The following is a 26,030-nucleotide window of genomic DNA, read 5'->3' on the forward strand; positions in this document are numbered from 1 at the left end:
CGCTTATTTCAGCGTTTTCTCACCGATTGTCTTAAAAAATCGCATATTACGACTCAATTATTGTAGACTATAGCTATTATATAGTAGAAGCTGGATGAATAGCAACGGTTGATTACCTTTCTACAATGAAATCGGATAGTTTTTATCCATTCCCTTAGCTATGGTATGTATATCATCGACCTCTTTCTCATGTTACCATTCACTTCTCGTTGTGTAATACATTGGATTCATTTTCCATTTAAGATTTTATATATAGAAAAACTGTAGAGAAATCATCCCCTACAGTCTTCACTTATTTCGTATTTATTATTTTTTCTTTATAACTCTTCAATTTACTCGTTAACCCCATTAAAGCAGGTAACAATATCGGCATCACGATTAAAGCTAATAGTAATAGTGCAACGCCAACAACTGATGCAACTTGTATAAGTGTTAACACACCTGATGGAATTAATGCTGCAAACGTCCCTACTAAAATTAGCGCCGCCGATAATACAACTCCTCCTATATGACGAGATGCAGTTACAATTTTTGTTACCGAATCCCCTTCGATCTCGTTATAGCGCATCATTACGAAAATACTATAATCCACTCCTAAAGCGACAATCATAATGAAGCTAAAGAATGGAACATTCCAACTTAATGTATCTACATGTAATACATGTGCACTAATTTGTTCGCTTATACCAAGTGATGCGAAGTACGCTAATAGTAATGAGCCAATAATAAATATTGTGTTTAGTAGTGAGCGTGTAATTACGATTAATACAATGGCAATTCCAATTAACATAATTGTAGCTGTACGTAAAAAATCTTGCCCTGTTACTTCTTTTAAATCAACGTTTCTAGATGTTGTTCCGCCGATCGCTGTTTTCGCATCATGTAATTCCGTTCCCTTTACAGTGCCATCGATTGTTTTATTAATTTCTTGAATAATTGGCATCGCTTCTTTGGAATACGGATTTACATCTAAAATGATGGTCATTTTAGCAATTTTTCTATCCTGTGACATGTACGTGTTCAATGCTTTTTGGAAATCTTCTCCCTCTAGCACTTCTTTTGGAATATAAAACTTCTCAGAGCTTTTCGACTCATTGAGCTCCCCTAAATATTTCTGTGCGTCATGCAGGCCATTACTTACTTTTCCAAGCCCTTCTGTACTTTTAGATAAACCGGATTGTAATTGCCCCATCTTTTCTTGCAGGTCTTTAAGGCCCGTTAAAAGTTGTCCTTGTCCATCGTTTATTTTCGTTAATCCAGATTGTAACTCAACTGATTTATTTGCAATTTGTTTTGAACCTGCAGTACCTTCATTTAATCCATTTTTAAGATCCGCTGCTCCCTTTTGTAACTTATTAACTCCAATGCCCATTTCTTTTAAGCCATTATCCACTTTCCATAACGATTGATTCGCTTCTTTAAATGAACTCATCGCCGTTTTGTGCTGGGTTGCTAATTGATTTAATTCATTTGAAAGTACGCTTAATTTTTTTTGTGCCTCTTTAGCAATCCCTATCGTTTGTTGTATGTTTGGATCATTCGCTAATTCTGGTTTCGTTTGAACGAAATTGGTTATTAACATTTCAATTTGTTCATATCCTTTTTTCGCACCGTCAATCGCTTGATCAATACTTCCGAAGTATTGATCGTAAGAACTTAAACCTTTTTCTAACTGTGCATAACCATTATGAAGCTGTGACGTTGCATTGGATAGGACATTTATATTTTTATTTACTGAAGTTAACCCACTCTCAATTTGCTGCGCTCCTTGTGCACCTCCGTTTATGCCGCTGGATAATTGATGTAAAGCTGTTCCTAATGCTGATACCCCATTTTTCGCCTCGTTCGTTCCATCAATTAATTTTTGAACATTCGCAAGACTATTTGAATCATTACTTCCCATTTTATTTTTCGCATCCGTTAATCCATCATTAATTTCCTTTATGCCACCATCGGCATCTCCTAATCCTGTATTCAATTCTCCCGCTTGCTTATTTAAATATAATTCTTTTATCTTCTCACCAGTTGGACGTGTTGGTGCATATACTTCTGACACACCTTTAACTTTCGAAATTTTATCAGTTAATTCATCTAAAATTTGTAGAGAAGTTCCTTCATCCAGCTTTTTATCAGATTGAATGACTAATGTACTCGGTGAAGAGAAACCAGGCGGAAAATGATCTTCTATTACGTTAATACCCATCTTTGATTCATACTTATTATCCACTTCAAATAAATCATTGTAATTCAGTGTAGTAGAGTATTTTAATACGAAAGGAATCGATATTACGAATACGATGATTAAAGCGATAAATGGCCTTGCTACTGAATTTTTCGCAAAGAATCCCCATAAGCGACTATCCTCATGACCTTTAAATGTTTTAACTGGATAAAACATTCCTTTTCCTAAAAGCACCATAAAAAACGGATTTAAAGTCGTTAATACGAGTAGTAATACTAAAACACCAATTGCTACCGCTGAAGTAGATTGATATAATTTAAAACTCGCTAACGCAAGTGATGCAAAACCAATTAGCACCGCTATACCGCTATATAATACGGTTTTACCTGCCGATTTAAATGTTTCTTTCGTGGCCAAAAATGCATTTTCTTGTTTACTTAATTCTTCTTTAAACCTCGTATATAATAAAATGTTATAATCTGTTCCTACTCCAAAGAGGACGACGACTACGAACACTTGTGTAAAGTTTGAAAATGGGAAATTAAATTGATCCACAAGCTGAGCAATAATCCCCATTGAAACTAAATACGACACACCGACTGTAAGAAGAGAAACAATCGGAACAACTGGTGAACGGAATACGAGGATTAATACTACAAGAATGAAAATGATTGAAATAACTTCTGTCTTTTTCACTCCCTCTTGAGAGGATTTAAGAAAATCACCCGCTATTAAGTCACTTCCTGTTAAATACGTTTTTACCCCTTTCGTTTGCACTTTTTCATGAAGATTATTTGAAACCTTTGATATTTCACCATGTTTTTTATCTATCGATATTTGCGTTAAAATAGTCGTATTATCTTTAGAAACTAATTGTTTTTCCAAGTCTTTATTATCTAAATATGAAACAACTTCCTTAATTCCTAATTGCTCTTTTTCATTTTGCAGGGCGTTGATTGTTTTTGTTATTTCCTTCTTTTGTTCATCTGTTAAAGCTGCCTTATTGCCACTATTAAAAACGGCTATAATTTCATACTTTTCAACCCCTTCTTTATCCATCTCTTTTATCATCTTGTCAGCAATGCTGCTTTGTTCTGTATTAGGGATTGTAATTTTCCCTTTTTCCTTCACTAATTTATCCATATTAGGCATCGTTACGACCATTGTAATAGTAATAACTATCCATAATAGAAAAGATAAACTTCTCCAACTTTTTAACTTGCTCATTTGAATCATCTCCCATTATAAAATTCACATGTGGAATGAATATTCATTCCTAATCTTTTGAAAACACTTTCCGGAATGAACGTTCATTCCTATCATTCTATTAATTTATTCATTAACTTTATTAAACTAGGTAATACGGAATGAATATTCATTCCTTTAGTTGTAAAGATTTATCATCTCCTGTTATTCTTTTTCATACCTTTCTCGGAATGAATGTTCATTCCTGTCCTTATAACGCTATAGAATCAAATGATTCTAATAGCATTCCAACAACTTTCTTCCAATTCCTTTACCAAATCATCTGTATATTCTAACTGCCCTGTTTCCATTACTTTAATTAATTTTTCAATTGGTTGATATACAATAATAATTAAAGCAATTGGTGGTAATGGACGAAGCAAACCTTTTTCGATTCCATCTTCAATCAAGTTCATGAAGAAACCCATGAAGTCCTCGAATATTTCATTGCTATGTTCATCTAGAAAATAACTATCACAGTGAGAATTTGTAAAAAGAAAAGCATCTGCATTTTGTCTCGCAAATTCAAATAAACGGTTGTATGTATGGCTAAACTGTTCACGAATATTTGCATCGACCGGGAAATCATTTTTTATTAATTCTGATAGTTGTAAAACACTTTTCGTAAATAAAGAATTAACAAGCGCTTCTTTATTTTCAAAATAACGGTAGATCGTACCTGCGCCTACTTTTGCTTTTTCAGCAATCATCGGAATTGTTGTACCATCATAACCTCGTTCTGCAAAAAGTTGTATTGCAGCATCAAAAATATCCTCTTGTTTGTTTTTAGCCATTTTTCCACCTCAATTTCCAGGAATGAAAATTCATTCCGTTTTTAATTATAAATTACATGAATTAAAAGTCAAGTGCGTGACAAAGTATAGCTGTGATTTTTTATCCCTTATTTGTGAATGTAATTATACGAGCGACTTTCTGGATATATTGGCGCAACTCTAATTATATCAGCGATTTTCATGATATATTGACTTACCGACAAAAATTCACAATATAAGAGGAAGCTATCCCGAAATTCCACTTAGGATAGCCCACCTTCATACATACAAATTAAAAGAAATCATAAATAAATGGCTTACGCACTGGTACTAGATTCTCAATTGACCGTATTGCCTCGTCACTTCCACTAATTAATTCAAGTTCATTTAGTTCTAATGGGCGTTTATAACCAAACATTATTGCCGATAGTGCATTAATATCCAGTTTTATTCCTTTTTCCGTTGTTTCTTCTACAATTGTTATTTCATGATTTGCAAGTCTCACTGTTACGTTATTCCACGGAGCAAATGCGTCTGTAATGTGTAGGATCACTTCTTGCTGTACATTGTTCCAGCTCAACTCATATTGTTTTAAGAACTGCTCTACATCTACAATTCTTCCCATAAAATATGGTTTTATTTCTGTCTTCACGCGTGGCTCTTGCAATGAATATAGCAACGGTTCGTTTTCACTTACTGTCATTTCAAGTTCTTTAATCATAGAATCATGCTGGCAAATAAAGTTCCACAGACCATTTCGTGCTTCATTATGCAGTGGTACAAATTCTTCTACTGTCATTTTATAGTTTTCTATTTTGTATAACATGTAACCTGCTGCCTTTTTATTTTCATCATAGTAAATCGCTAATGTTAAATCATCATAAACTGCTTGTAACCACCAGTTCTTCTCTCGAACTAACATACCTGAAAAACGTTCTGCAAATACTTCATAGAGCTTCTCGACTTCTTCTGGATGATTTTCTTTATTGAAACGTTTCACTGTGCCATTTACTTGTTTTTTCATCACTAAATCGCTCTTAGTCATATGACATGTGACTAAATTCGCACAAAGTTCCCAGCCGTATTTACGGTAAAATGAAACAGCAAATGGATGTAACATAGAGACTGTATATCCATCTTTTTTCATTATTTGAAGTGAATGTTGAAGTAGCTCTTTTACATACCCACTTCTTCTGTACTCTGGATACGTCGCTACTCCTGCAACGCCACCCATTTTAAATTTTTCTTTACCTATGTAAATATGAAACGGAATAAGATGTAGTTTTGCTGCTAAGTCTTCCCCTTCCATAATGCCGTATATTTCATGACTTTCCTTCATCTTTGTAAGTTGCTGCTGTAATCGTTCCTCATCTACTTTATATTGAAAAGCGTATTCTGATAAACGTAATGCTTCTCTGAACTTATCTTCTTTTAATTGCATGACATTCATATAATTCTCCTCCATTCTCTGTTTGAATTGTATCACAATTCTCACTATTATAGTTCGGTAAGTGAAATTACAAGGACGTTTTAACAAAAAAAGCAGATACATCACGTATCTGCTTTCCATCTTTATTATTTAGCTAACTTTTGAAGTTCATCAAAGAATGTAGGATATGATACACCTACTGCTTCTGCATCTTCAATAATTATTTTCCCTTCTGCCAGGCAGCCAGCAATCGCAAGCATCATTCCGATGCGGTGATCACCGTAACTATTTACTGTATTGCCTTTTAAAGCTGATTTTCCGTAAATGATCATGCCGTCATCAGTTGCTTCTATGCAAGCTCCTAGTTTCGTTAACTCCGCAACGACTGTATCAATACGATTTGTTTCTTTTACTTTTAATTCGTGTGCATCTCTAATAACTGTAATACCTTCTGCTTGTGTTGCCGCTAAAGCGATAACTGGAATTTCATCGATTAGTCTTGGAATAATATCCCCACCAATTTCAATTCCTTTTAATGAAGATGTTTCAATCGTAATGTTTGCAGCTGGTTCTGATGCGCCTTCGTTAATCGGCTCTATAGTAAATGTAGCACCCATTTTCTCTAAAACATCAATAATACCTGTACGAGTTGGATTCATTCCTACATTTTGTAATATTAGTTTACTATTTGGGATGATTGCACCTGCTACTAAGAAAAATGCTGCTGATGATACGTCACCTGGCACTTGAATGTCTGTTGCTGTTAATTTTTGTCCACCTGACAGCTTCACTGTCTTTCCTTCTCGAGTTACTTTAACACCAAATGCTTCAAGCATTCTTTCCGTATGATCGCGGGAAATATGTGGTTCTGTAACAGCTGTTACACCTTCTGCGCGAAGCCCTGCAAGTAAAATAGCTGACTTTACTTGTGCACTTGCAACAGGAGAAATATATTCAATTGCTTTTAAATCTCCACCACGTATTGTTAGCGGTGTAAATGTTCCTTCTTCTCTGCCGTCAATGTTTGCACCCATTTGTTTTAATGGGTTTGTTACACGCTTCATCGGTCTTTTTGCGATAGATTCATCACCTTGTACGCAAGAGAAAAATGGTGTGTTAGCTAATATACCTGACATTAATCGAATTGTTGTACCAGAATTACCAACATCTAATACAGCTTTCGGTTCTTGTAAACCTTCTAATCCTTTACCAACTACAGTAACTTCATCACCGTTTTGCGTAATTTCTACTCCCATTTCTTTAAAACATGAAATAGTACTTAAACAGTCTGCACCGGACAAGAAACCTTTAATTGTTGTTTTCCCTTCTGCAATCGAACCGAACATAACAGCACGGTGTGAAATGGATTTATCACCTGGGATTGTAATATTGCCATTCAATCCGTTATTAACAGGTTGTATTGTTCTTTCTTTCACGTTTTTCACCTTCTCATTTAAATTGTTTCATAAGTTTGGTATTCTTCTTCTCCAAGCGCTAGCTTTGCTTTCATACGATCTTCTTCCCTTTGGAAGCTAATACGTAATACCCCAAGCAGTCCTTCACGCGCTTCTAATATTTGCAAGTTCGTAATACTAATTTCCTCGCGCGCTAAAATACTCGTAATATGAGCCAATGCCCCCACCTTATCTAATACATCAACGTATAAGTCGTGATAAGCAGGAATTGCACCACTCTTTCTTACTGGTAAAGAATCACGGTATTCTTTCGCATCTGCAAAATAGTTTTGAATCTCGCCTGCATCTCCAGTAGAAACTGTCTTATATAAACCTTCCATTTCAGAGATCCACTCTTTTAATAATACCATTAAATGCTCTCGATTTTGCTTTACAATATCACTCCACATTTTCGGACTACTAGATGCGATACGTGTAATATCTTTGAAACCTCCAGCAGCTAGCTGATGAATGAGCGGATTATCTCCTGCATGCTTCTCAACTTGCTTTACTAAACCTGCTGCGATAAGATGCGGGAAATGACTAACGATCCCTGTTACATAATCATGTTCTTCTGTATTTAAAACAAGAAAATGTGATCCTGTTCCTTTTAACCATACTTTAAGGTCTTCCACTTGTTCATTTGGTACATGATTCATCGGTGTTAAAATGTAAAATGCATTTTCAAATAAATGCGCCTTTGCGCTTTCAACTCCCGTTTTATGAGAACCCGCCATCGGATGTCCCCCAATGAAAGAAACTTCCTTTGAAAATAAAGCTTCCGCTTCGTTCATAATAGACCCTTTTGTACTACCAACATCAGTCACTATAACATCTTCTCGTAAACGGAATGACGCAAGTTTGTGTAATAACTTCTTCGTTTCTTCAACTGGAGAAGCAAAAACAATTAAATGTGCCTCTTCACATGCATGTTGTAAATCAACTGCTATTTCATCTACTACGTGTAATTCTTTTGCACGCTCTACTTGCTCTTTAAATATATCATAACCTGTTATCATTACATCGTGCTCTTTCTTAATTGCTAATGCGAGAGAGCCTCCTATTAAACCTGTTCCAATTAATACTACCTTTTTACGCATTTGCCTCATCTCGAGACTTACTTTTTTTATTTTCAAAGTGTTGTTTTAACACTGAAATCACTCCTTCATTTTGCTCCCTTGTTCCAACTGTAATACGGACACCATTTGGGAATGGACGAATAATAAACCCTGCATGTGCGCAAGCTTCATAAATCTCTCCAGCATTATCTACCGGTAAGAAGATGAAATTAGTTTGTGACGAATAAAATGGTATACCGTTTTCCTTACAGAAACTCTCGTATTGCTGTAATCCTTCTGTATTCACGCGAACTATTTCTTTAATAAACTCGTCATCACTAAAAGCAATTGTAGCTGCTTTTTGCGCTAATGAAGATACGTTAAATGGTAAACGTACAACATTTAATTTCTCAATTAGCTCTTCCTGTCCGATCGCATATCCAACGCGGAAAGAAGCTAATCCGTATGCTTTAGAAAACGTTCTAAGTACAAGAATGTTTTTATGTTTTTCTAAAAGCGATAATGTCTCAGGGAAGTCTTTTGCTGTTACGTATTCATAGTACGCTTCATCAATGACAATTAACGTATTTTCACTAATGCCTTCAATAAATTGAGTTAATTTTTGCTCATTCACATATGTGCCCGTCGGGTTGTTCGGATTACAAATCCATACGATTTTCGTATTATTATTTACCGCTGACGAAATTTCGTCTAAATCGTATACACCTTTATTTAAAGGAATTTCTTTCACTTCACAGCCTTCAATAATCGCATGATGACGGTACTGCGGGAATGTTGCACCTGCTGTTACAATGTTATCTCCCGCTCGTAATACGGCGCGGCTTATTATTTGAATGATTTCATCTAAACCACTACCACAAAGTACTTGTTCCATTTGCACATGCAACTTATCTGCGATTGTTTGACGGAGCGTTGTAGCACCTCCGTCAGGATATAAAGAATGTTCCAACCAAGATTTTTGCAACTCTTCTAAAACTCTCGGTGAACAACCGAATGGATTTTCATTCGATGCTAATTTCACAAACGAATGATCTCCGTACACTTCTTTCATTTGTTCTGGTGATTTACCTGGTTTATATGGTTGTAATGATGATAGTTGATCCTTTACTTGCACGTTAAACCCACCTTTTTATTAAAATTCTTTTGCGTAGTTATTGTGTTGCATAATGTTTTGTTTTAATAATTCCATACGATCTTTTCCGAATTGTTCGACTAGTGCATCTGCAAGTTCCCATGCCACAACAGATTCAGCTACTACACCCGCTGCTGGTACTGCGCAACTATCAGATCTTTCAATACTCGCTTGGAATTCTTCTTTCGTATCAATATCAACGCTTGCTAACGGTTTGTATAAAGTAGGAATTGGCTTCATAACGCCTCTTACGACAATTGGCATACCTGTTGTCATACCGCCTTCTAAACCGCCGGCATTATTCGTTTTTCTCGTGTATCCTTTTTCTTTATCCCACAGAATTTCATCATGCACTTTGCTTCCAGGTTGTCGTGCCGCTTCAAAACCTACGCCAATTTCAGCACCTTTAAATGCATTTATACTCATAATTGCACCAGCAAGTTTTGCATCTAATTTACGATCGTAATGAACGTAACTACCAACGCCAATTGGCATACCTTCTGCAATGACTTCCACGATGCCACCGATTGAATCTCCACTACTTTTTGCGTTGTCAATCGCATTCATCATTTCTTGCTCTACTTCTTTATCTAAACATCGAACTGGTGAGTTTTCAGTAATTGTTTGAATTTCTTCAATTGATAAGTTTGAAATATGTTTTGCTTTTACTCCACCAATTTCAAGAACATGTCCTGCAATTTCCACGCCTAATTCGCTTAAAATTTGTTTTGCAACTGCACCAGCAGCTACACGAACTGTCGTTTCTCTTGCAGATGAGCGCTCTAATACGTTTCTTATATCACGATGACCATATTTAATTGCTCCATTTAAATCCGCATGTCCGGGACGTGGTTTTGTAATTGTACGTTTCATGTCTTTACTTTCTTTTTCCGAAATTGGCTCGGCACCCATTACTTTCGTCCAATGTTTGAAATCATCATTTTTTACGATTAACGTAATCGGTGATCCAAGTGTCATCCCGTGACGAACACCACTTACAATTTCAACTGTATCTGTTTCAATTTGCATGCGTCTTCCGCGTCCATGACCTTTTTGTCTTCTTAATAATTCTTTATTAATATGTTCCGCCGTAAGTGTCAAACCTGCTGGTACACCTTCTAAAATAACTGTTAACTGCGGTCCATGTGATTCTCCAGCTGTAATGTATCTCATTTCTCTTGCCCCTTTACTATTTTTTTGTACAAAAAAGTCCCTACTGAGCGCTCAGTAGGGACGATGTTTATCGCGGTACCACCCTAGTTGTAGACAAATGTCGTCTACCTCTCTTCTTCTTTAACGATCGTTTGACCGTCTTCCCCTCCATAAGTTGTCGGGAAAGATGCTCCAAGGCTGTAATTCATGCTTACCTTTGTACTGATTCACACCGACCATCAGCTCTCTTTAACAGTGAGATAAGCACTACTGTTTCCTCTTCAATGCATATATGATATGGAATTAAGATAATTTATTTTTGAAACCTTTTAACTCATCCATGAATCTATGGAATTCTGGAATGTCCATTTGTTGTGCAGAATCTGATAATGCAACTGCTGGATCTGGATGCACTTCAGCCATTACTGCATCTGCGCCAATTGCAAGTGCCGCTTTCGCTGTTGGTAATAATAAATCTCTGCGTCCAGTTGAATGTGTTACATCAACGATAACTGGTAAATGTGTTTCTTTCTTTAAAATTGGTACTGCAGAAATGTCTAATGTGTTACGTGTTGCTCTTTCGTATGTGCGAATACCACGCTCACAAAGAATAATTTGATCGTTGCCTTGCGCAATGATGTATTCCGCTGCGTTAATGAACTCATCAATTGTTGCTGCTAATCCACGTTTTAATAATACTGGTTTGTTAACTTTACCTACAGCACGTAATAAATCGAAGTTTTGCATGTTACGTGCACCAACTTGAATTACATCGACATAGTCTAATGCCATTTCAACATCGTTCGGATTTAAAATTTCACTAATAATTGCTAAGTCGAACTCGTCTGCTACTTGACGTAAAATTTGAAGTCCTTCTACTCCTAAACCTTGGAAATCGTATGGAGATGTTCTCGGTTTGAATGCACCGCCGCGCATTAATTTTAAGCCTTGATCTTTCATCGCTTGCCCTACTTGACGAACTTGCTCTAAGCTTTCTACTGCACAAGGTCCCATGATGAACGTTTGTGCTCCGTTTCCAATCAATTCACCTTTTACATCAACGATTGTATTTTCTTGTTTCTTTTTACGTGATACTAGTAACGCTTTGCGGTTATCATCTTCTTGTAACTCTAAGCTTGCTTTGAAAATCGTTTTGAAAATATGTTGAACAGTTGATGTTTCGAATGGTCCTTCGTTATGCTCTGCGATCATATCAAGTACTTCACGCTCACGTACTGGATCAAAGCGTTTCGTACCTTGTACTTGCTTTTGCTCTCCAATTTTTTGAACAATTTCACCACGTTTGTTTAAAAGGTGTAATAGTTGTAAGTTAATTTCATCTACCTGTTTACGTAATTGATCTAATTCATGATTTGCCATTTGGAAATCCTCCTCTAATGTTTTAAAAGTATAGTAAGAGAATAAAAGATTCTCTATTTTCTGAACTGGTTAATTATACAAATTTATAGTGGAATCGATACCTCTTCTTATTTTAAACTAATAATTCGTACAAAGACATGAACTACTAGTTAAAAACCCACTTTTTTGTACAAAAAAGCCCTACTGATGCAATCAGTAGGGACGATATTTATCGCGGTACCACCCTAGTTGTAGACTTCTTTCGTCTACCTCTCTTCATTGTTAACGATCATCTGACCGTCTTTCCCTTCATAAAGACAAATACTATCTTTACTACGAAAAAGATGCTCCAGGACTGTAATTCGCTCTTGTTTTTGTACTGGTTCGCACCAACCACCAGCTCTCTGTTACAGGGAAACAACAACTACTGCTTTTCCTTTCAATGCATGACTATTTTATTTTCAAGTTGGACCACTAAAATACAAAAAGTCCCTACTGAATAAATCAGTAGGGACGATATTTATCGCGGTACCACCCTAGTTGTAGACTAACTTTCCGTCTACCTCTCTTCACTGTTAACGATCAATTGACCGCTTTTTCCTCATAAAGACAAACTATCTTTATTACGAAAAAGATGCTCCAAGACTGTAATTCATGATTATCCCTGTACTGGTTCACACCAACCACCAGCTCTCTGTTACAGTAAGACTAACCACTACTGTGATCTCTTCATTGCACTTTGTTTATTCAAATGTTTTTGAAATTGAATAAGTATGATTCGTATTATAGAACGCTTTTTAAAACACTGTCAACAACTTTTTATATATTTTTTTAAAATTCCACTTTCATCCTATAATTCTTTTTGTAAATCACCCATTACAATTCCTATGCGAATTATTTCATTTTCTAGTAAATGTAAAACATATTCCTCTACTTCATACTGAACTAATAATTCTTTTATTTGTATGATTTCTTTTTCAAATAAAACGGCTTCGTGACATGTTTGTAGTAAAATAAAAAACACATTTGCAAACATTTCTTTATGCGCTTTCATACTTTCTTTTTTATGAAGCATTTCAATCAATAACTGCTTCATTTCCTCACCTGTACATTTACCATGTACACTTGAAAATGCACGAGACATAATACATAATCCTTTTTCTAATATTTCATCCATGTATAAGATAATACGTAAAAGCATTACATATTCTCTCGCAGTTATCTCACCCATTTTTGGTCGTTCTCGTAAAAATACACTGAGCCAAGCTGTCCAAAATTTTTGTTGTTCTTTTACGCTTAATGTTTTGACGTAATAGCATAAAAACTGCATAAATTTAATTTTATTTTCTTCATTTTCTAGTATGAGTAAAGGGTATAACCACTCTGTTTTTTGCTCCCAATATAGTACACATTTAATAAATACAAAGCTAAGCCACTTCAAGAAAGCTTCCCTCGTATGCGGATGTAATACTTCCAAATGTTCTATCGCATACTTAATAAAACGCTTCATTTCTGTAAATAAAGGTAAATTTATTTGCGTGTAACATAAACCAGCCCATGCATATTCCGTAATTTCATTTTGTTTTTTTAAATCTAAGTATGGTAACAAATATTTTCGGCACCATTGCTTTTCAATATGATATAGAAATGTAATATCTGCTATTAAACGAGCAAACATAAAGTTTGTTCGTTCCAAATTAACTCTTACTTGTTCTTCAAATAAAAATAAATATTCATATACATTACGATCGTATAAATGATCATATGATAACAACTTTAATAATACAGCCGTCATTTTCCCAACAGGATGCTGAATTGATTCATTGTAAAAATCTTGTTTTCCAAGCTTAAAATCCGTATCACTCTTCATAACTTGAGGAAACACTGAAAAAGCAAAGCGTTTTACAACACGTATACTATTCTCTTCTAACTCTTCTAGTCGATTACTAATTTCATATAGAAAACTACTAATTAACCAATGATAAGCAGTATTTCTAACAAATTTCTGCAATAGCGGAATAATTTTTTGGATTTGATCATTTGTCAATCCTCGGTTATTTCGCCATTCTCTAATACAAACAAACCATACTTCATTACTTATTTCTTGCACTCCTACTAATTGATATGCGAATGAAATACTCCACTCTGTATTCAATTTACATGCTTTTGATAACATCTCTAAAAAATGGCGTTGTTCAAAAACACCATCTTGCGAAAATTGCCGAACTTGCTTCATAATTTCAACATCTTTCAGCTGCAATAATCCGTCAGCTGTTACATTACAAGTAATGCTTTGCGCTGTATCCTCTTTCTTTTGTACACTGTATCGTTCAGAATGAAAATGAGGATGCTTTTGCTTCATTAACTCATACCCATTTGCCGTAGATGGACTATTTGAATCACACTTGAATAATAAGTCTAATACGAGACATGCATCAAATACCCTCTCTTCTGTAAGATGCTTTATTACAGTTCGAGTGACTTCTTCTTTTGTTTCTTCTAAACAATGTGCATAATGCCTTTTTAAAAGTTGAAAAACTTCGTGTTTATAAGTGAAATCTAAAAGAAGTCCTTCATGTAACAACCATTTCATTTTGTCATCTACACGAACAAAAATATTTTTATTCATCGCGTCAATTGCAATTCGCTTTTGAAGTACACTATTTGCTTCTATCATTTCTGTAATATAATAATCCGCTTTTTTCTCATTGTTTTCACATAAATAAGTTAGACACTCTTTTACAATTTGTATTAAAAATGCAAGATCATTTTGATGAAAATCTTTTTCTACATCTTCCTTATTTCTTTTTTTCAGTGCCGTTTGTCTTAACGACAACATTCTCAATTTTTCTAATCCGATCATCATAATTGGAACAGCATAATGGGTGATATATGGCCTCATCTTTTCGTTCCAAATTTGCTCCACATGAGAAAATGTAGATACTGGTAAGCGACTCGATTCCTCGAGTTCTATTGATTCTTGCGTATCATTTCCCCATTTTCTTACACGTTTCAACTTCAGTTTTCCATCTAAAATAAAAGTTAGTAACAATAAGGCAATTTCCTTATGCTCAGGAAAAGAACATTTTTGCAGTAACTTAGAAATCTTTTCTATAGAGCTACTATCTTTTTCAGCTGTTTCTAATAAAAAGAGTGTCCATCTTGCAAACAACAACGGATCCATCTTACTCTTCGTTTCGTTTAAGTAGTTACAAATCGTTCTCCATAATAACGGTGATATTTTAGAATAGTTTTTATAAATTAATTGAAATAATTCTTTCTGATGACTAAAAAGAAATTGTTCCACTAACCATTCTGCAAGTAATTCATCTACTTCATTATAGTTTGGCGTAAGCATAAACAAATTTTGTAATTTACCTTCTGCTTCTAACCATTCGACCCATTCATAATCATGAGCAAATTCCACAAAGTAACGAACTGTTTCAATTTTTTTAATTGATTGCTTTATGTATGATAATTGTTCCTGTTCTACTGACGGGGGAACCGTTACAATATCCCGAATACGCATTCTTTTCGTAATATAATTATCGCCCATTAATTCCGCCCAGCGTTTTACCGCTTTTACGAGGGATTGATGATTATTCACTTTATTCGGATACACAATTGGTCTTATCCCTAAATGTTCCCAGTGGTACGTATTTTCCCCTTGTGCGACAAAAGCAAATCGTCTTGTACTTGGTGGTAAACCAGTTGCTAAATATTTCATTACTGGGTCATTATGACTATATCCAACGAATAAAACGGTGTAATTCGAGAATAGATCGACTAAAAATCTTCTCGCCCACCCTTCGGTTAAGTAAGCCCTTCCAAAATCACCGTCTGTTAAAATTAAAGCCTCTTTCTCCTGTTCTACATTACCATGTATATAAGCAAGACCTTTAAATGCTCTCCCAGTCGGTAAAGCTGGAGCATAATAAACATTGATATCTCTATTTATTTCCTTAATTGCAGTTGTAAAATGTTGATCAAAATTTGTTGTTACAATGCGGATATCTGTATCTAAAGGAAATAACCTTGGAATTGCAAAATGCAATGGATTCGGTTTTGATTTCTCTATATGAACAAGATCTCTTGCAACTTGATGTACATCTTTTGTTTTTGCAATTTTACCAAGATAATAATCATGTGGTTCTGTTATTTCACGTTTTTCGACATATAACGTTTTTGCAATTGCATCAACTAAATCATCAAAATTCGGTAAGTTTGATTTCCCTTTCATAGAAACTCCCGCTCCAACAAATAACACTAACTTTCCTTGCTCAAGGTGATCGATTAACTCATCTGGAATTTCTACTTCTGAAGTAATCCACATCCTGGATTCCCCCTTACCTAAAAATGTCATACACTCTCATTTTACTATAACATTTTTCCGTTGTTTTTATAATATTTAGACTAAATTCCGAACATGAAAAAGTTTTACGTAAATAAATCCGTTACAATGTATGAACTCCAGAATTTATTGAAAAACTATGTATAAATCGGAGGTGTGAATTTTGAATGATTTCACAGTAGTGCTTATCAAGTTTATATCGTGCATTATCGCATTTAGCATTGGGCTTGCTTTATTTTTCCCTGCAACGTTTGTTCAAATTATTTCATTCAGTCTCTTTGTTACAATCGTATCCTACATGTTCGTTGATAAAATTATTTTAAATCGAATTGGCAATACTGGTGCCATTATGTCGGATTTCTTATTAACATATTTAAGCGTATGGATTTTCGGTAATATTTTATTAGACAACTATATGCAAATTGCATGGGGCAGTATCCTTTCTGCCATCGTCTTCACTTTATCTGAAGTAATCGTTCATCGCTTCTCAAACTCTCATACAAGGCACAACAATGATAACATTCGTATTAATCGCCGCTTTGCATATGGTACGGAGTTTGCTGAAGAACAAAATATATTGGATAAAGACAAGAAGAAGTAACATTTTAATGCAGGAGCACCCTTTTTAATTATGTGGTGCTTCTTTTTTGTATATTTTCATTATGGTACGTAAAATTATATAAACGATTATTTCAAAATATCGACTTACCGACAATATTTGACGCTTTTTTCTAATAAAAAAACTACCTCTTATTTAGAGGCAGCCACTTTCAAGTCTTTTAATGCAACAACATCCGCAAACGCTCCCAATACTGCGTTATGATGTTGCACAATATCTTCAGCACGTAACACTTCTGTATTAAATGTACTATGCGCATCACTCACTAACGTTACTTTATATCCTTCACTACATGCTCTGCGCGTTGTCGTATCTACACAATACTCTGATTGCATTCCCGAAAGAATAACGTGTTCAATTCCTTTCTCTTGTAACACTTCGCTTAAGTTTGTCTTATGGAATGAATCTGGCGTCGTCTTTTCAACAATATTATCTCCTTCTTGCGGAGCGATTGCCGCATGGATTCGCCACCCATCCGTACCTTTTTCTAACGGATGGTCTTTAGGACCGTTATGTTGGACATAAATAATTGGGATATCATTTGAACGACATTCCCCAATAAGCTCTTGCAATGTTTGTAAAAACTTTTCCCCATTATGTACTGGCATTCCAGCTGTATACATACCCGCTTGCACATCAATTACGATTAACGCTTTTTTCATTTCGCACAGCTCCCTTCGTTTATATAAGCCATTGCATATTCATTATAATTGTTTGTATTCCATCATCCAACAATCTTCTAATTTCCCCTCATGCAGCTCATGTTCCTTTAAAATCTTTACTTTTTTAAATCCGCATTTTTCATAACACTTTATCGCTCGTTCATTATTTACTTTCGGATCCATTGCGATTGCTTCTGCTCCCATTTCACCCATAATGTATGTAATTGCTGCCTGAACGAGTTTTTGTCCAATTCCTTTTCCCCAATAGGCTGGTTCACCGATAAATTGGTCCATTCCCCATACATTTTGTGATTCTTTATAGCCATATAACGCTTTCCACTCTGAATCAACTGGGTACATTTGCATGTAACCAATCGGAACGGTATCAAATTCTATTAAACATCTTTTTTCATTACTGTTTGGATTATGTATAAAATGATCAAGCACCTTTTCTACAGACTGCGGATTATCTCGTCCTTCGTAATACCGCAGGACTGCTGGGTCCGTTAACCATTTAGAAACGATAGATGCATCATCTTCCATTACGTATCTAATCAATAAACCTTCTTTTTGAAAAAGCATATTATACCTCTATTATTCCTTTATATTTTTTCTTGATGTTATATCTTTCATTGCACCTACTAATGCATATGGTAGTAATGTAATCGCAAAAAATGCTGTAAATACGTTAAATTGCGGGGTTGTATAGAGTGTGAACCATTCAGTGAAAAATTGAGAATTTAATATTCTATTAAAAAACTCTCCGCCTGGCCTAAAGTTTGGTGCCCACGCAGTTATTTCACACAAAATAAACAGTAACTGAACAATAAAAAATGCCCCTAGATACCGAAACCAAGTCCGTTTCCATATAGGTCGTGCATTTTTTAATATATCTCCCATCTAACCCCCTCCTTAAATATCCGTCATATTAATTATACACTTTCCTCACTTTATTTGTTAAAATTTTCTATATAATTAATACTGTTGGGGGGAATACATTATGTCTAATCCTATATTTACATCCACTTTAATCATTCTTAGAGGAAACTCCGCAAGTGGTAAAACAACGATTGCAAAGCAACTACAAGAACATTTCGGACAAGGTACACTTTTAGTATCACAGGATGTTGTGCGTAGAGATATGCTTAGAGTACACGACACAATGGGGAATTTATCACATGATTTACTATTTGAAATTACAAAGTACGGAAAAGGAAAATGTGAATTTGTTATTTTAGAAGGTATATTGAACAGTATTAGGTATGGTGAGATGTTAAAAGAATTAATTCGTTATTTTGATAAAAATGCATTTACATATTACTTTGATTTATCATTAGAGGAAACTATTAGACGACATAACACAAGGGACAAACGACATGAATTTGGTGAAGATTCCCTACAAAAATGGTACAATCCGCACGATACAATTGAGGTTGCGAGAGAAACTATTTTTACAGATAACTTTACGCAAAAAGAAATATTTGATGTGATTTTTAATGATATTAAGATATACAAATAAGACTGACATAATCAATCAGTCTTATTTACATTATGTACCTTGTATCTCGGTCTTCATTACAGAACAATCTTGACATAAATAAAAATAGATATTCATTTCCCCAAACTGGAAATCAACTACTGAAATAAGTTCACGTTCCTCGATATCTTGTGTAATTGTAGCAACATACTATTCTTCTCTACTTCTCAATACCCTTCTGTTCTACTTCCTTACCTCATTCTTAATAGTTTTTCTAAACATGATACAATTTTTATGTTTTATTACAGTTTTATTAATAAGTCATTTAAGAATCCTATTATACTTCCACTAAAAAAATAAAAGCCAGCCTCAATAAAGAGAACTGACTTCTATTTGGATCATTATAGTTACTATAAAATTTTCACTTTAACAGTTTGTCTTCCCCAATTCATAGCTTTACTTTTTGAACCCATTAATACATCAATACGATTACCTTTAATTGCGCTTCCAGTATCACCAGTGATAGCTTCTCCATAACCTTCCACCCATACTTTAGATCCTAATGGGATTACTTTCGGGTCAACTGCGATAATTCTCATATTCGGATTTGCCGTTAAATCATGCCCCATCGCAGTTAAAACGCGTCCACCATATGTACCATTTTCACTTGGATCAGCAGTATACGCTGTCGCTACTACCGTTAATTCACGTTTAGCAGACTCTATGTTGTTTTTTGATACTTCTTTCGCTCTCTCTTCTTCTTTAGCTTTTGCTATTTCTCTTGCTTTCTCTTCTTCTTTAGCTTTTGCTATTTCTCTTGCTTTCTCTTCTTCTTTAGCTTTTGCTATTTCTTTTGCTTTCTCTTCTTCTTTAGCTCTTGCTATTTCTCTTGCTTTCTCTTCTTCTTTAGCTTTTGCTATTTCTTGCGCTTTTTCTTCTTCTTTAGCTTTTGCTATTTCTTGCGCTTTTTCTCCTTCTTTAGCTTTTGCTATTTCTTGCGCTTTTTCTTCTTTAGCTTTTGCTATTTCTTGCACTTTTTCTTCTTTAGCTTTTGCTATTTCTTGCACTTTTTCTTCTTCTTTAGCTTTTGCTATTTCTTGCGCTTTTTCTTCTTTAGCTTTTGCTATTTCTTGCACTTTTTCTTCTTCTTTAGCTTTTACTTCTTCTTTAACTTTTGCCTCTTCTTTAACTTTTGCCTCTTCTTTAGGCTTTACCATTTCTTGCGCTTTCGGTTCTTCTTTAACTTTTACTTCTTCTTTGACTTTTGCCTCTTCTTTAGGCTTTACTATTTCTTGCGCTTTCGGTTCTTCTTTAACTTTTACTTCTTCTTTAGGCTTTACTATTTCTTGCGCTTTCGGTTCTTCTTTAACTTTTACTTCTTCTTTAGGCTTTACTATTTCTTGTGCTTTCGTTGTTTCTTTCGCTTTTGCTACTTTCTGCGTCTTTACTTCTTTCTTTTCTTTAACTGATTTTTGTACTTTCGCTACTTGCTTCGTTTTCTCTTCGGTTTTCTTTTCAGTTGGTGCTGTACTTGATAGGAAAGAAACGTTTGCATAAGCTGTTTTTCCTTTATACTCAAATTGCAGCCATCCGTCTTTTACTTGATGCGTTGATTCAATTACATCATCTTTTTTCAGTCTGCCAAGAATTTCTGATTCTGTGTTTGCTTCGGTACGTACATTTAACAAATTCGCCGTTACATGATACACATCTTTTGTAAACTCCGAACTTACAAACACTTCTTTACCGTTCAATTCAATTTTTGACCAACCATCTTCGGTATTGATGACTTTTAACTCTTGCCCATTCTTTACTTTTTCGACCACTTTTGATTCTGTAGTCGGTTTTTCACGTACGTTAAGTACATCTGCTGTTACGATTGTTTCTGCGGTAGCAGTTGAGGTAAACGCCCCCAATCCAAAAATAGTTGCTGTTGCTGCGCCAATTACTTTTTTCATATTAGCCTCCATTATATTTTTTGAATTTTATCAAATGCCTCTGTAAAATTGTATAATTTTACATAATATCAAAACATTTGCAACAGTATATTAATATTGTTTAATATACTGTTATTAAAACTCCTTACTCCAATACTATCAAATTCTTATTTCTAATTCTATATATTATAAATATCCTTATCTTTTATAAAAGCTTCATGCCCTTCTTCACACTAAATAGTTGTTGCAATTCCCGCCAAAAATAAACTTACGATTGCTAAAATTTTAGTAGCGACTATAGCACCTCTTAAATGAAACTTATAATCTTTATATCCCTTCATTCCTTCTGTACTAGGAATCACAACAAACCTCGGAGTAATCCAGCAAAAAATTAGCCAATCAATTATAAATAAATCTACTAAATTAAAAATCATTAAAATACCAAAAGTGTGTAAATAAGCATCAATATACAATAATTTTTCATGCTTATGTAATATATATGTAGAAACGAAAGGACAACTGAAAAGAATAGCATTATATACAATATTAAAGTAAATGGTTTGCTTTTTTTCATGAATCGATTTTGGAAAAACTACTTTTTGAATATCTTTCGGATAATCAGTTAATGAAAGTCGAGGATTATAATATAAGGACCCTAAAATCATAACGGATAGTACAATAGACATGATGACACCAACGTACATCATTTGCTCAAATTGATTCATATGCTTCATTCACCCTTTTCTGTAATTACTATGTTGATCATTTACTTAATTACATATTGTATGTACGTACATAATCAAAAATTAACAACTAGCTTTAACACCAAAGCAAAATTGTTGCAATGCAAATGCAAACTTAATACAGTGGAAGCCTAATTGCTACAGATAGGATGGATGAAACCTATGAAAATTGAACATATCGTAATTTGGGTAAATGACTTAGAATGAATGCGTGATTTTTATATGAAATACTTTAACAGTAAAGTAAACTCTATAGCCATTCTTTCAATTTTACTTCATCCAACATTACAACCCCTTCTCATGATCTTTCACAATATATTCGCTCGTTTTTCACAAAAGGTTCATTTTACATGAAAATTTATTTATTACAATAAAAATATAAGGTATATTTTTAAGAAAAGGAGGATTTCAAGAATGAATCAAGAGGATAAAATTTACGCTGAAAAGGTGTTGAAAAATCTATTCATCGGATCACAAGTTGATGGATTACAATTTGGTATTTCTCCAGGCGCTATAAAGATTCATTTCACAAACTTTCACGACTCAGTTGATTATGACGGACAATTATATATCAATATCGAATCAAAATGGTGTTTATTTAATAAACCTCAAAAAAGATACCCATTAAATGAAGATGAATTTGAAGTTTATTCTGGGGAAGAAGAATATGAAAGAATATTTAAGATAAGAAGACAAAAAGTTACCGATATACAACTTGGCTTAGAAAGCCCTCATTTAATTATTACATTAGATAGTGGACAAATTATTTTTGTAAATGGTTTTCATGATTATTATGAATGTTGGCAATCTGGTGTTCTATGTGAGCAATGGCTTGTAGTCGCTGCACCTGGGAATGAAATCGCCACTTGGGCTCCCGATGAGTTTATCGATAAATAAACTGTCTTCACGAAGAAGAACCGAAGATATTTTATGAACTACATAACTATTTCTATTACACTTAAACGAATGACCATTTTACTTTAATAGAACTCACTTTATTAAAATTGAAAGGATGATAATGATGGCATGTGTCCATGATTTTGGAATAATTGACGATTTTACTTCTCAAAAAAATTACGAAGATTATACACCAGAGAAATATCATTGTATTTCTGTTGATGATGATATTATCAGTAGCTTAAATCGAAATTTATCAATTATGAAAGCCTACTTTCATACAGTCAAAAATCAGGAATACGGTTTAGCTTATTACGGTATTACAATTATCCCGCCTGAATCATTAGCAATATTCTATGAAACAGTTACATCTTCAAAGTTCTTCAAAAATTCTGATGAGCTGATTGAGTTAGCTTCAAAAATTGAACAAGCTACAACAGAACAGAAGTACATGATCCATTATGGGGTTTAAGTGTAATACAAAAAAAGCTTAGGATTTCTCCCAAGCTTTTTTTGTATTGTACTAATAATATTTATTCCTTAGTCATTTAGTTAATGCTTGAACCTATGCCCTCACTTTTTACAAGTGAGAGCGCCAATATTAATCTAAATAAGCGTCTCATTTCCAATCTTCCAGCTAAACCATCTCCCGTGTCCTTCTGTTTCTCCAACCGTTTCACGATATTCGTTTCCGTTAATATAATAATCAATATGAAGGTCACGATCCCACATATTGTTATACAGGTGGAATACATCACGTTTTGCGCCGATTTCTTGTATTTGTTTTTCTAATTTATGTTTAACTTGTTCTGGTATTTGATTTGCGACGTGTGTATGGAAAATACAAATAACAGCTTCTTCACTTATTTGTTCAATAATAGATGATAATAGCTCTACACCGTCTCCTTCTATGAATTGGACAGATTCATTTTTCACTAAAGATGCAGCTTGATCAAACATCTCAAGCCTTTCTTTATGTGCTGGCCAAATTAAAGCACGTAACCATAAATAATCTTCCTCATTATGTAAATCATTCACATGTAAGTCCAGTCCGATTCTTTCTACGACAGATGGGCTTTCTTTTAGAAAATGCGGTACATTCTCCCCTCTTATTTCAGAAGTTACATGCACATTTGAATTTATATTTCCGTACATTTCATCCGTCCCGTACGAATAACGATATTGGTCCCAGAACAGTTGCAACCCAGAACTTGTCCCAATTTCAATTAACGCTAACGGCTTCTTCACTTTGTTAAATATGTAGCAGAAACTTGGGTATAAGTATGCGCACCGTCTTACTTCATTTGTTTGAACGAGTTTCGTTTGTAACAAAGTAATGATTTCTTCTCGGTACTCTTTACAGAAATCTTTAAAATGATTAAAAGCTTTATCTAAATTTGTATCAGCATTTTCAACTAAACTACTATAATACGTTTTAAATGATGTTCTTTCCCTGCTAGCAATAAATAATGTACTGCACCTAATAGTAAGTTTGGGACTGGTTGACCTACCTGAGCATAGGACGATAGTGTAAGTACTTCCTCATCTTCAGCAATTTTCATTGATAAATATTCATATAAATCACTTGACCCTTTACATTCCTTTATTGAAAAGTTTCGAAATAAGTTTGAAATTTGTTCTTTTGTACACATTAGAGCCCCTCCTTTTTTCAGAATAATCTTACCATTACAGAAAGAATAATCCCATAAAAAGGTACTCGATTTAGTCACTTAAGGATACGTAAGCTTTTTCGAGATAATTTCAAACTGTAATTTTTTTCTATTTACCACCTTAAAAGAGCTTGTTAAATAAGATTTTTAGCGAATAAAACGTTAAATAGTTTAAAATTATCAGATAACACTAGATATTTTAGTCTATTAATTATTATAATAGAGTATGAGATGGTTATATAATTGAGACAAAAAAGGTATACACCTAGGTGGGGCCTAGGCGGTGTTTCTCTTTTACGGCTTAGACATAGAAAACACCTACACTTTTTTGCCAATATAGGGGATGGAGAGATTATCATGAGCAACATGCAGCAAAAAACAGACGTTATCTTAATTGGTGCAGGAATTATGAGTGCAACGTTAGGCTCATTACTAAAAGAATTAGCACCTGAATGGGAAATTAAAGTTTTTGAAAAACTCGCAAGTGCCGGGGAAGAAAGCTCTAACGAATGGAATAATGCAGGTACAGGGCATTCTGCGCTATGCGAACTGAACTATACTTCCGAAAAATCTGACGGATCTATAGATATTGGTAAGGCTGTAAAAGTGAATGAGCAATTCCAGCTTTCAAGACAATTTTGGGCATATCTTGTAAAAAGCAAATTAATTCGTAATCCACAAGATTTTATTATGCCACTACCTCATATGAGTTTAGTACAAGGGGAAAAAAATGTTGAGTTTCTAAAAAACCGTTTTGAAGCGCTTTCAAAAAATCCACTGTTTCAAGGAATGGAATTTTCCGACGCTCCTGAAACATTAAAAAAATGGCTTCCACTCATTATGGAAGGCCGTACATCTAATGAACCGATGGCGGCAACGAAGATTGACTCTGGAACAGATGTTAACTTCGGTGCATTAACACGTATGTTGTTTGATTACTTAAAAACGAAAAATGTCGAGCTAAACTACAAGCATAGTGTTGAAAATATTAAGCGCACGAAAAATGGTTTGTGGGAAGTGAAAGTACACGATATGAATAGTGGTAAAATTGAGCATCATACTGCTAAATTCGTCTTTATTGGCGGTGGTGGCGGTAGTCTACCTCTACTTCAAAAGACTGGTATCCCTGAATCAAAGCATATCGGTGGATTCCCAGTAAGTGGACTATTTATGGTATGTAAAAACCAAAAAGTTGTAGAGCAACATCATGCGAAAGTATACGGTAAAGCTAAAGTTGGCGCTCCGCCAATGTCTGTACCTCACCTTGATACGAGATATATAGATAATAAAAAAGCTTTATTATTCGGACCATTCGCAGGGTTCTCACCTAAATTCTTAAAAACTGGCTCAAATCTTGACTTAATCGGTTCTGTAAAACCGAATAACGTCTTAACGATGTTAGCTGCTGGTGTAAAAGAAATGGGACTTACAAAATACTTAATTCAGCAAGTTATGTTATCGCACGAAAAACGCATGGAAGAATTACGCGAATTCATTCCGAACGCGAAAAGTGAAGATTGGGATATTGTAGTTGCTGGACAACGTGTACAAGTAATTAAAGATACTGATGCTGGCGGTAAAGGAACACTTCAATTTGGTACAGAAGTAGTAAGTGCAGCTGACGGCTCAATCGCCGCATTACTAGGCGCATCACCAGGTGCTTCTACTGCTGTTCACGTCATGCTTGAAGTATTAGAAAAATGTTTCCCAAGCCGCATGGTAGAATGGGAAGAAAAAATAAAAGAAATGATTCCTTCATATGGCATTTCACTAACTGAAAATCCAAGGTTGTTCCAAGACCTACACACTTCTACAGGTCGTACGCTTGGATTAAATGAAAAAGAAACAGTTCATAACTAATGAAGAAAT

Annotated in this window: 19 protein-coding genes, 1 pseudogene and 3 other annotated features; of the genes and pseudogenes, 5 read left to right on the forward strand and 15 right to left on the reverse strand. The window is 34.6% G+C overall.

Annotated elements, in window-relative coordinates; translation table 11 throughout:
* Positions 1-292: 292 nt before the first annotated feature.
* From ACLBXA_RS06730 to ACLBXA_RS06770, 9 genes are all read right to left on the reverse strand, one after another.
* Positions 293-3,409 (reverse strand): MMPL family transporter, encoded by a 3,117-nt coding sequence (locus ACLBXA_RS06730; protein ID WP_044782814.1) that lies wholly within the window; start codon positions 3,407-3,409, stop codon positions 293-295.
* A 245-nt stretch (positions 3,410-3,654) separates the two neighbouring features.
* Positions 3,655-4,221: a TetR/AcrR family transcriptional regulator gene (locus ACLBXA_RS06735; protein WP_001107289.1), complete on the reverse strand. Its 567-nt coding sequence runs from the start codon at positions 4,219-4,221 to the stop codon at positions 3,655-3,657.
* 271 nt (positions 4,222-4,492) lie between these two features.
* A complete protein-coding gene (locus ACLBXA_RS06740) occupies positions 4,493-5,650 on the reverse strand; it encodes a GNAT family N-acetyltransferase (RefSeq protein ID WP_017763306.1) in 1,158 nt (385 codons plus the stop codon).
* 125 nt (positions 5,651-5,775) lie between these two features.
* A complete protein-coding gene (gene aroA, locus ACLBXA_RS06745; RefSeq protein WP_151616702.1) occupies positions 5,776-7,065 on the reverse strand; it encodes a 3-phosphoshikimate 1-carboxyvinyltransferase in 1,290 nt (429 codons plus the stop codon).
* 17 nt (positions 7,066-7,082) lie between these two features.
* On the reverse strand, positions 7,083-8,183 hold the full coding sequence (gene tyrA, locus ACLBXA_RS06750; RefSeq protein WP_001228126.1) for a prephenate dehydrogenase: 1,101 nt from the start codon (positions 8,181-8,183) through the stop codon (positions 7,083-7,085).
* Positions 8,176-9,276, reverse strand: a complete 1,101-nt coding sequence (gene hisC, locus ACLBXA_RS06755; RefSeq protein WP_001197269.1) for a histidinol-phosphate transaminase — start codon at positions 9,274-9,276, stop codon at positions 8,176-8,178. The genes tyrA and hisC overlap by 8 nt, the downstream gene beginning before the upstream one ends.
* An 18-nt stretch (positions 9,277-9,294) precedes the next feature.
* Positions 9,295-10,467: a chorismate synthase gene (aroC, locus tag ACLBXA_RS06760; RefSeq protein ID WP_001269426.1), complete on the reverse strand. Its 1,173-nt coding sequence runs from the start codon at positions 10,465-10,467 to the stop codon at positions 9,295-9,297.
* Positions 10,468-10,520: 53 nt separating this feature from the next.
* Positions 10,521-10,740 (reverse strand) — a binding site (T-box leader).
* A gap of 9 nt (positions 10,741-10,749) precedes the next feature.
* Positions 10,750-11,826 carry a bifunctional 3-deoxy-7-phosphoheptulonate synthase/chorismate mutase gene (locus tag ACLBXA_RS06765; RefSeq protein ID WP_001273573.1) on the reverse strand — a complete coding sequence of 359 codons (1,077 nt, stop codon included), beginning with the start codon at positions 11,824-11,826 and terminating at the stop codon, positions 10,750-10,752.
* Between the two features lie 194 nt (positions 11,827-12,020).
* Positions 12,021-12,257: a binding site (T-box leader), on the reverse strand.
* Between the two features lie 54 nt (positions 12,258-12,311).
* Positions 12,312-12,547: a binding site (T-box leader), on the reverse strand.
* Between the two features lie 108 nt (positions 12,548-12,655).
* On the reverse strand, positions 12,656-16,138 hold the full coding sequence (locus ACLBXA_RS06770) for a DUF4020 domain-containing protein (protein ID WP_000265189.1): 3,483 nt from the start codon (positions 16,136-16,138) through the stop codon (positions 12,656-12,658).
* Positions 16,139-16,319: 181 nt separating this feature from the next.
* Between ACLBXA_RS06770 and ACLBXA_RS06775 the strand changes: the two genes are divergently transcribed.
* Positions 16,320-16,757, forward strand: coding sequence for a YndM family protein (locus ACLBXA_RS06775; RefSeq protein ID WP_000997702.1), 438 nt, complete (start codon positions 16,320-16,322; stop codon positions 16,755-16,757).
* Between the two features lie 149 nt (positions 16,758-16,906).
* Here the strand turns inward: ACLBXA_RS06775 and ACLBXA_RS06780 are convergent, their stop codons facing one another.
* From ACLBXA_RS06780 to ACLBXA_RS06790, 3 genes are read right to left on the reverse strand one after another with little or no spacing between them, the layout of a single operon-like run.
* Positions 16,907-17,437, reverse strand: a complete 531-nt coding sequence (locus ACLBXA_RS06780; protein ID WP_000709528.1) for a cysteine hydrolase family protein — start codon at positions 17,435-17,437, stop codon at positions 16,907-16,909.
* A 42-nt stretch (positions 17,438-17,479) separates the two neighbouring features.
* Positions 17,480-18,019 (reverse strand): GNAT family N-acetyltransferase, encoded by a 540-nt coding sequence (locus ACLBXA_RS06785; RefSeq protein ID WP_000898780.1) that lies wholly within the window; start codon positions 18,017-18,019, stop codon positions 17,480-17,482.
* A gap of 12 nt (positions 18,020-18,031) precedes the next feature.
* Positions 18,032-18,337, reverse strand: coding sequence for a YfzA family protein (locus ACLBXA_RS06790; protein ID WP_044782819.1), 306 nt, complete (start codon positions 18,335-18,337; stop codon positions 18,032-18,034).
* A gap of 100 nt (positions 18,338-18,437) precedes the next feature.
* Here ACLBXA_RS06790 and ACLBXA_RS06795 point away from each other — a divergent pair, with 100 nt between their 5' ends.
* Positions 18,438-18,956 (forward strand): kinase, encoded by a 519-nt coding sequence (locus ACLBXA_RS06795; RefSeq protein WP_044782820.1) that lies wholly within the window; start codon positions 18,438-18,440, stop codon positions 18,954-18,956.
* A gap of 368 nt (positions 18,957-19,324) precedes the next feature.
* On the opposite strand, the gene entB is transcribed toward ACLBXA_RS06795, so the two are convergent.
* Positions 19,325-20,872 (reverse strand): cell wall-binding protein EntB, encoded by a 1,548-nt coding sequence (gene entB, locus ACLBXA_RS06800; RefSeq protein WP_447617149.1) that lies wholly within the window; start codon positions 20,870-20,872, stop codon positions 19,325-19,327.
* 212 nt (positions 20,873-21,084) lie between these two features.
* Positions 21,085-21,576: a hypothetical protein gene (locus ACLBXA_RS06805; RefSeq protein ID WP_001071238.1), complete on the reverse strand. Its 492-nt coding sequence runs from the start codon at positions 21,574-21,576 to the stop codon at positions 21,085-21,087.
* A 432-nt stretch (positions 21,577-22,008) separates the two neighbouring features.
* On the opposite strand from ACLBXA_RS06805, the gene ACLBXA_RS06810 reads away from it, so the two are divergent.
* Together ACLBXA_RS06810 and ACLBXA_RS06815 are read left to right on the forward strand one after the other, a co-directional pair.
* Positions 22,009-22,491, forward strand: a complete 483-nt coding sequence (locus tag ACLBXA_RS06810) for a hypothetical protein (protein WP_001070897.1) — start codon at positions 22,009-22,011, stop codon at positions 22,489-22,491.
* A gap of 121 nt (positions 22,492-22,612) precedes the next feature.
* Positions 22,613-22,963: a short-chain dehydrogenase gene (locus ACLBXA_RS06815; protein ID WP_141403414.1), complete on the forward strand. Its 351-nt coding sequence runs from the start codon at positions 22,613-22,615 to the stop codon at positions 22,961-22,963.
* Between the two features lie 134 nt (positions 22,964-23,097).
* Here ACLBXA_RS06815 and ACLBXA_RS06820 read toward each other — a convergent pair.
* Positions 23,098-24,143 (reverse strand): annotated as a pseudogene (locus ACLBXA_RS06820) (DUF2332 domain-containing protein).
* Between the two features lie 375 nt (positions 24,144-24,518).
* Here ACLBXA_RS06820 and ACLBXA_RS06825 point away from each other — a divergent pair.
* Complete coding sequence (locus tag ACLBXA_RS06825; protein ID WP_000069147.1) at positions 24,519-26,021, forward strand: malate:quinone oxidoreductase; 1,503 nt, start codon at positions 24,519-24,521, stop codon at positions 26,019-26,021.
* Positions 26,022-26,030: the final 9 nt, after the last annotated feature.

It is taken from the genome of Bacillus sp. D48C (genome assembly GCF_053345735.1).

Excerpts from the sequence above, each read along its gene's own strand:
- ACLBXA_RS06785 (WP_000898780.1), bottom strand. The coding sequence starts at position 18,019 with ATGCTTTTTCAAAAAGAAGGTTTATTGATTAGATACGTAATGGAAGAT.
- ACLBXA_RS06735 (WP_001107289.1), bottom strand. The coding sequence starts at position 4,221 with ATGGCTAAAAACAAACAAGAGGATATTTTTGATGCTGCAATACAACTT.
- ACLBXA_RS06770 (WP_000265189.1), bottom strand. The coding sequence starts at position 16,138 with ATGTGGATTACTTCAGAAGTAGAAATTCCAGATGAGTTAATCGATCAC.
- ACLBXA_RS06790 (WP_044782819.1), bottom strand. The coding sequence starts at position 18,337 with ATGGGAGATATATTAAAAAATGCACGACCTATATGGAAACGGACTTGG.
- ACLBXA_RS06805 (WP_001071238.1), bottom strand. The coding sequence starts at position 21,576 with ATGAATCAATTTGAGCAAATGATGTACGTTGGTGTCATCATGTCTATT.
- tyrA (WP_001228126.1), bottom strand. The coding sequence starts at position 8,183 with ATGCGTAAAAAGGTAGTATTAATTGGAACAGGTTTAATAGGAGGCTCT.
- ACLBXA_RS06740 (WP_017763306.1), bottom strand. The coding sequence starts at position 5,650 with ATGAATGTCATGCAATTAAAAGAAGATAAGTTCAGAGAAGCATTACGT.
- ACLBXA_RS06815 (WP_141403414.1), top strand. The coding sequence starts at position 22,613 with ATGATGGCATGTGTCCATGATTTTGGAATAATTGACGATTTTACTTCT.
- ACLBXA_RS06825 (WP_000069147.1), top strand. The coding sequence starts at position 24,519 with ATGAGCAACATGCAGCAAAAAACAGACGTTATCTTAATTGGTGCAGGA.
- aroC (WP_001269426.1), bottom strand. The coding sequence starts at position 10,467 with ATGAGATACATTACAGCTGGAGAATCACATGGACCGCAGTTAACAGTT.
- ACLBXA_RS06810 (WP_001070897.1), top strand. The coding sequence starts at position 22,009 with ATGAATCAAGAGGATAAAATTTACGCTGAAAAGGTGTTGAAAAATCTA.
- ACLBXA_RS06795 (WP_044782820.1), top strand. The coding sequence starts at position 18,438 with ATGTCTAATCCTATATTTACATCCACTTTAATCATTCTTAGAGGAAAC.
- ACLBXA_RS06780 (WP_000709528.1), bottom strand. The coding sequence starts at position 17,437 with ATGAAAAAAGCGTTAATCGTAATTGATGTGCAAGCGGGTATGTATACA.
- ACLBXA_RS06730 (WP_044782814.1), bottom strand. The coding sequence starts at position 3,409 with ATGAGCAAGTTAAAAAGTTGGAGAAGTTTATCTTTTCTATTATGGATA.
- entB (WP_447617149.1), bottom strand. The coding sequence starts at position 20,872 with ATGAAAAAAGTAATTGGCGCAGCAACAGCAACTATTTTTGGATTGGGG.
- ACLBXA_RS06765 (WP_001273573.1), bottom strand. The coding sequence starts at position 11,826 with ATGGCAAATCATGAATTAGATCAATTACGTAAACAGGTAGATGAAATT.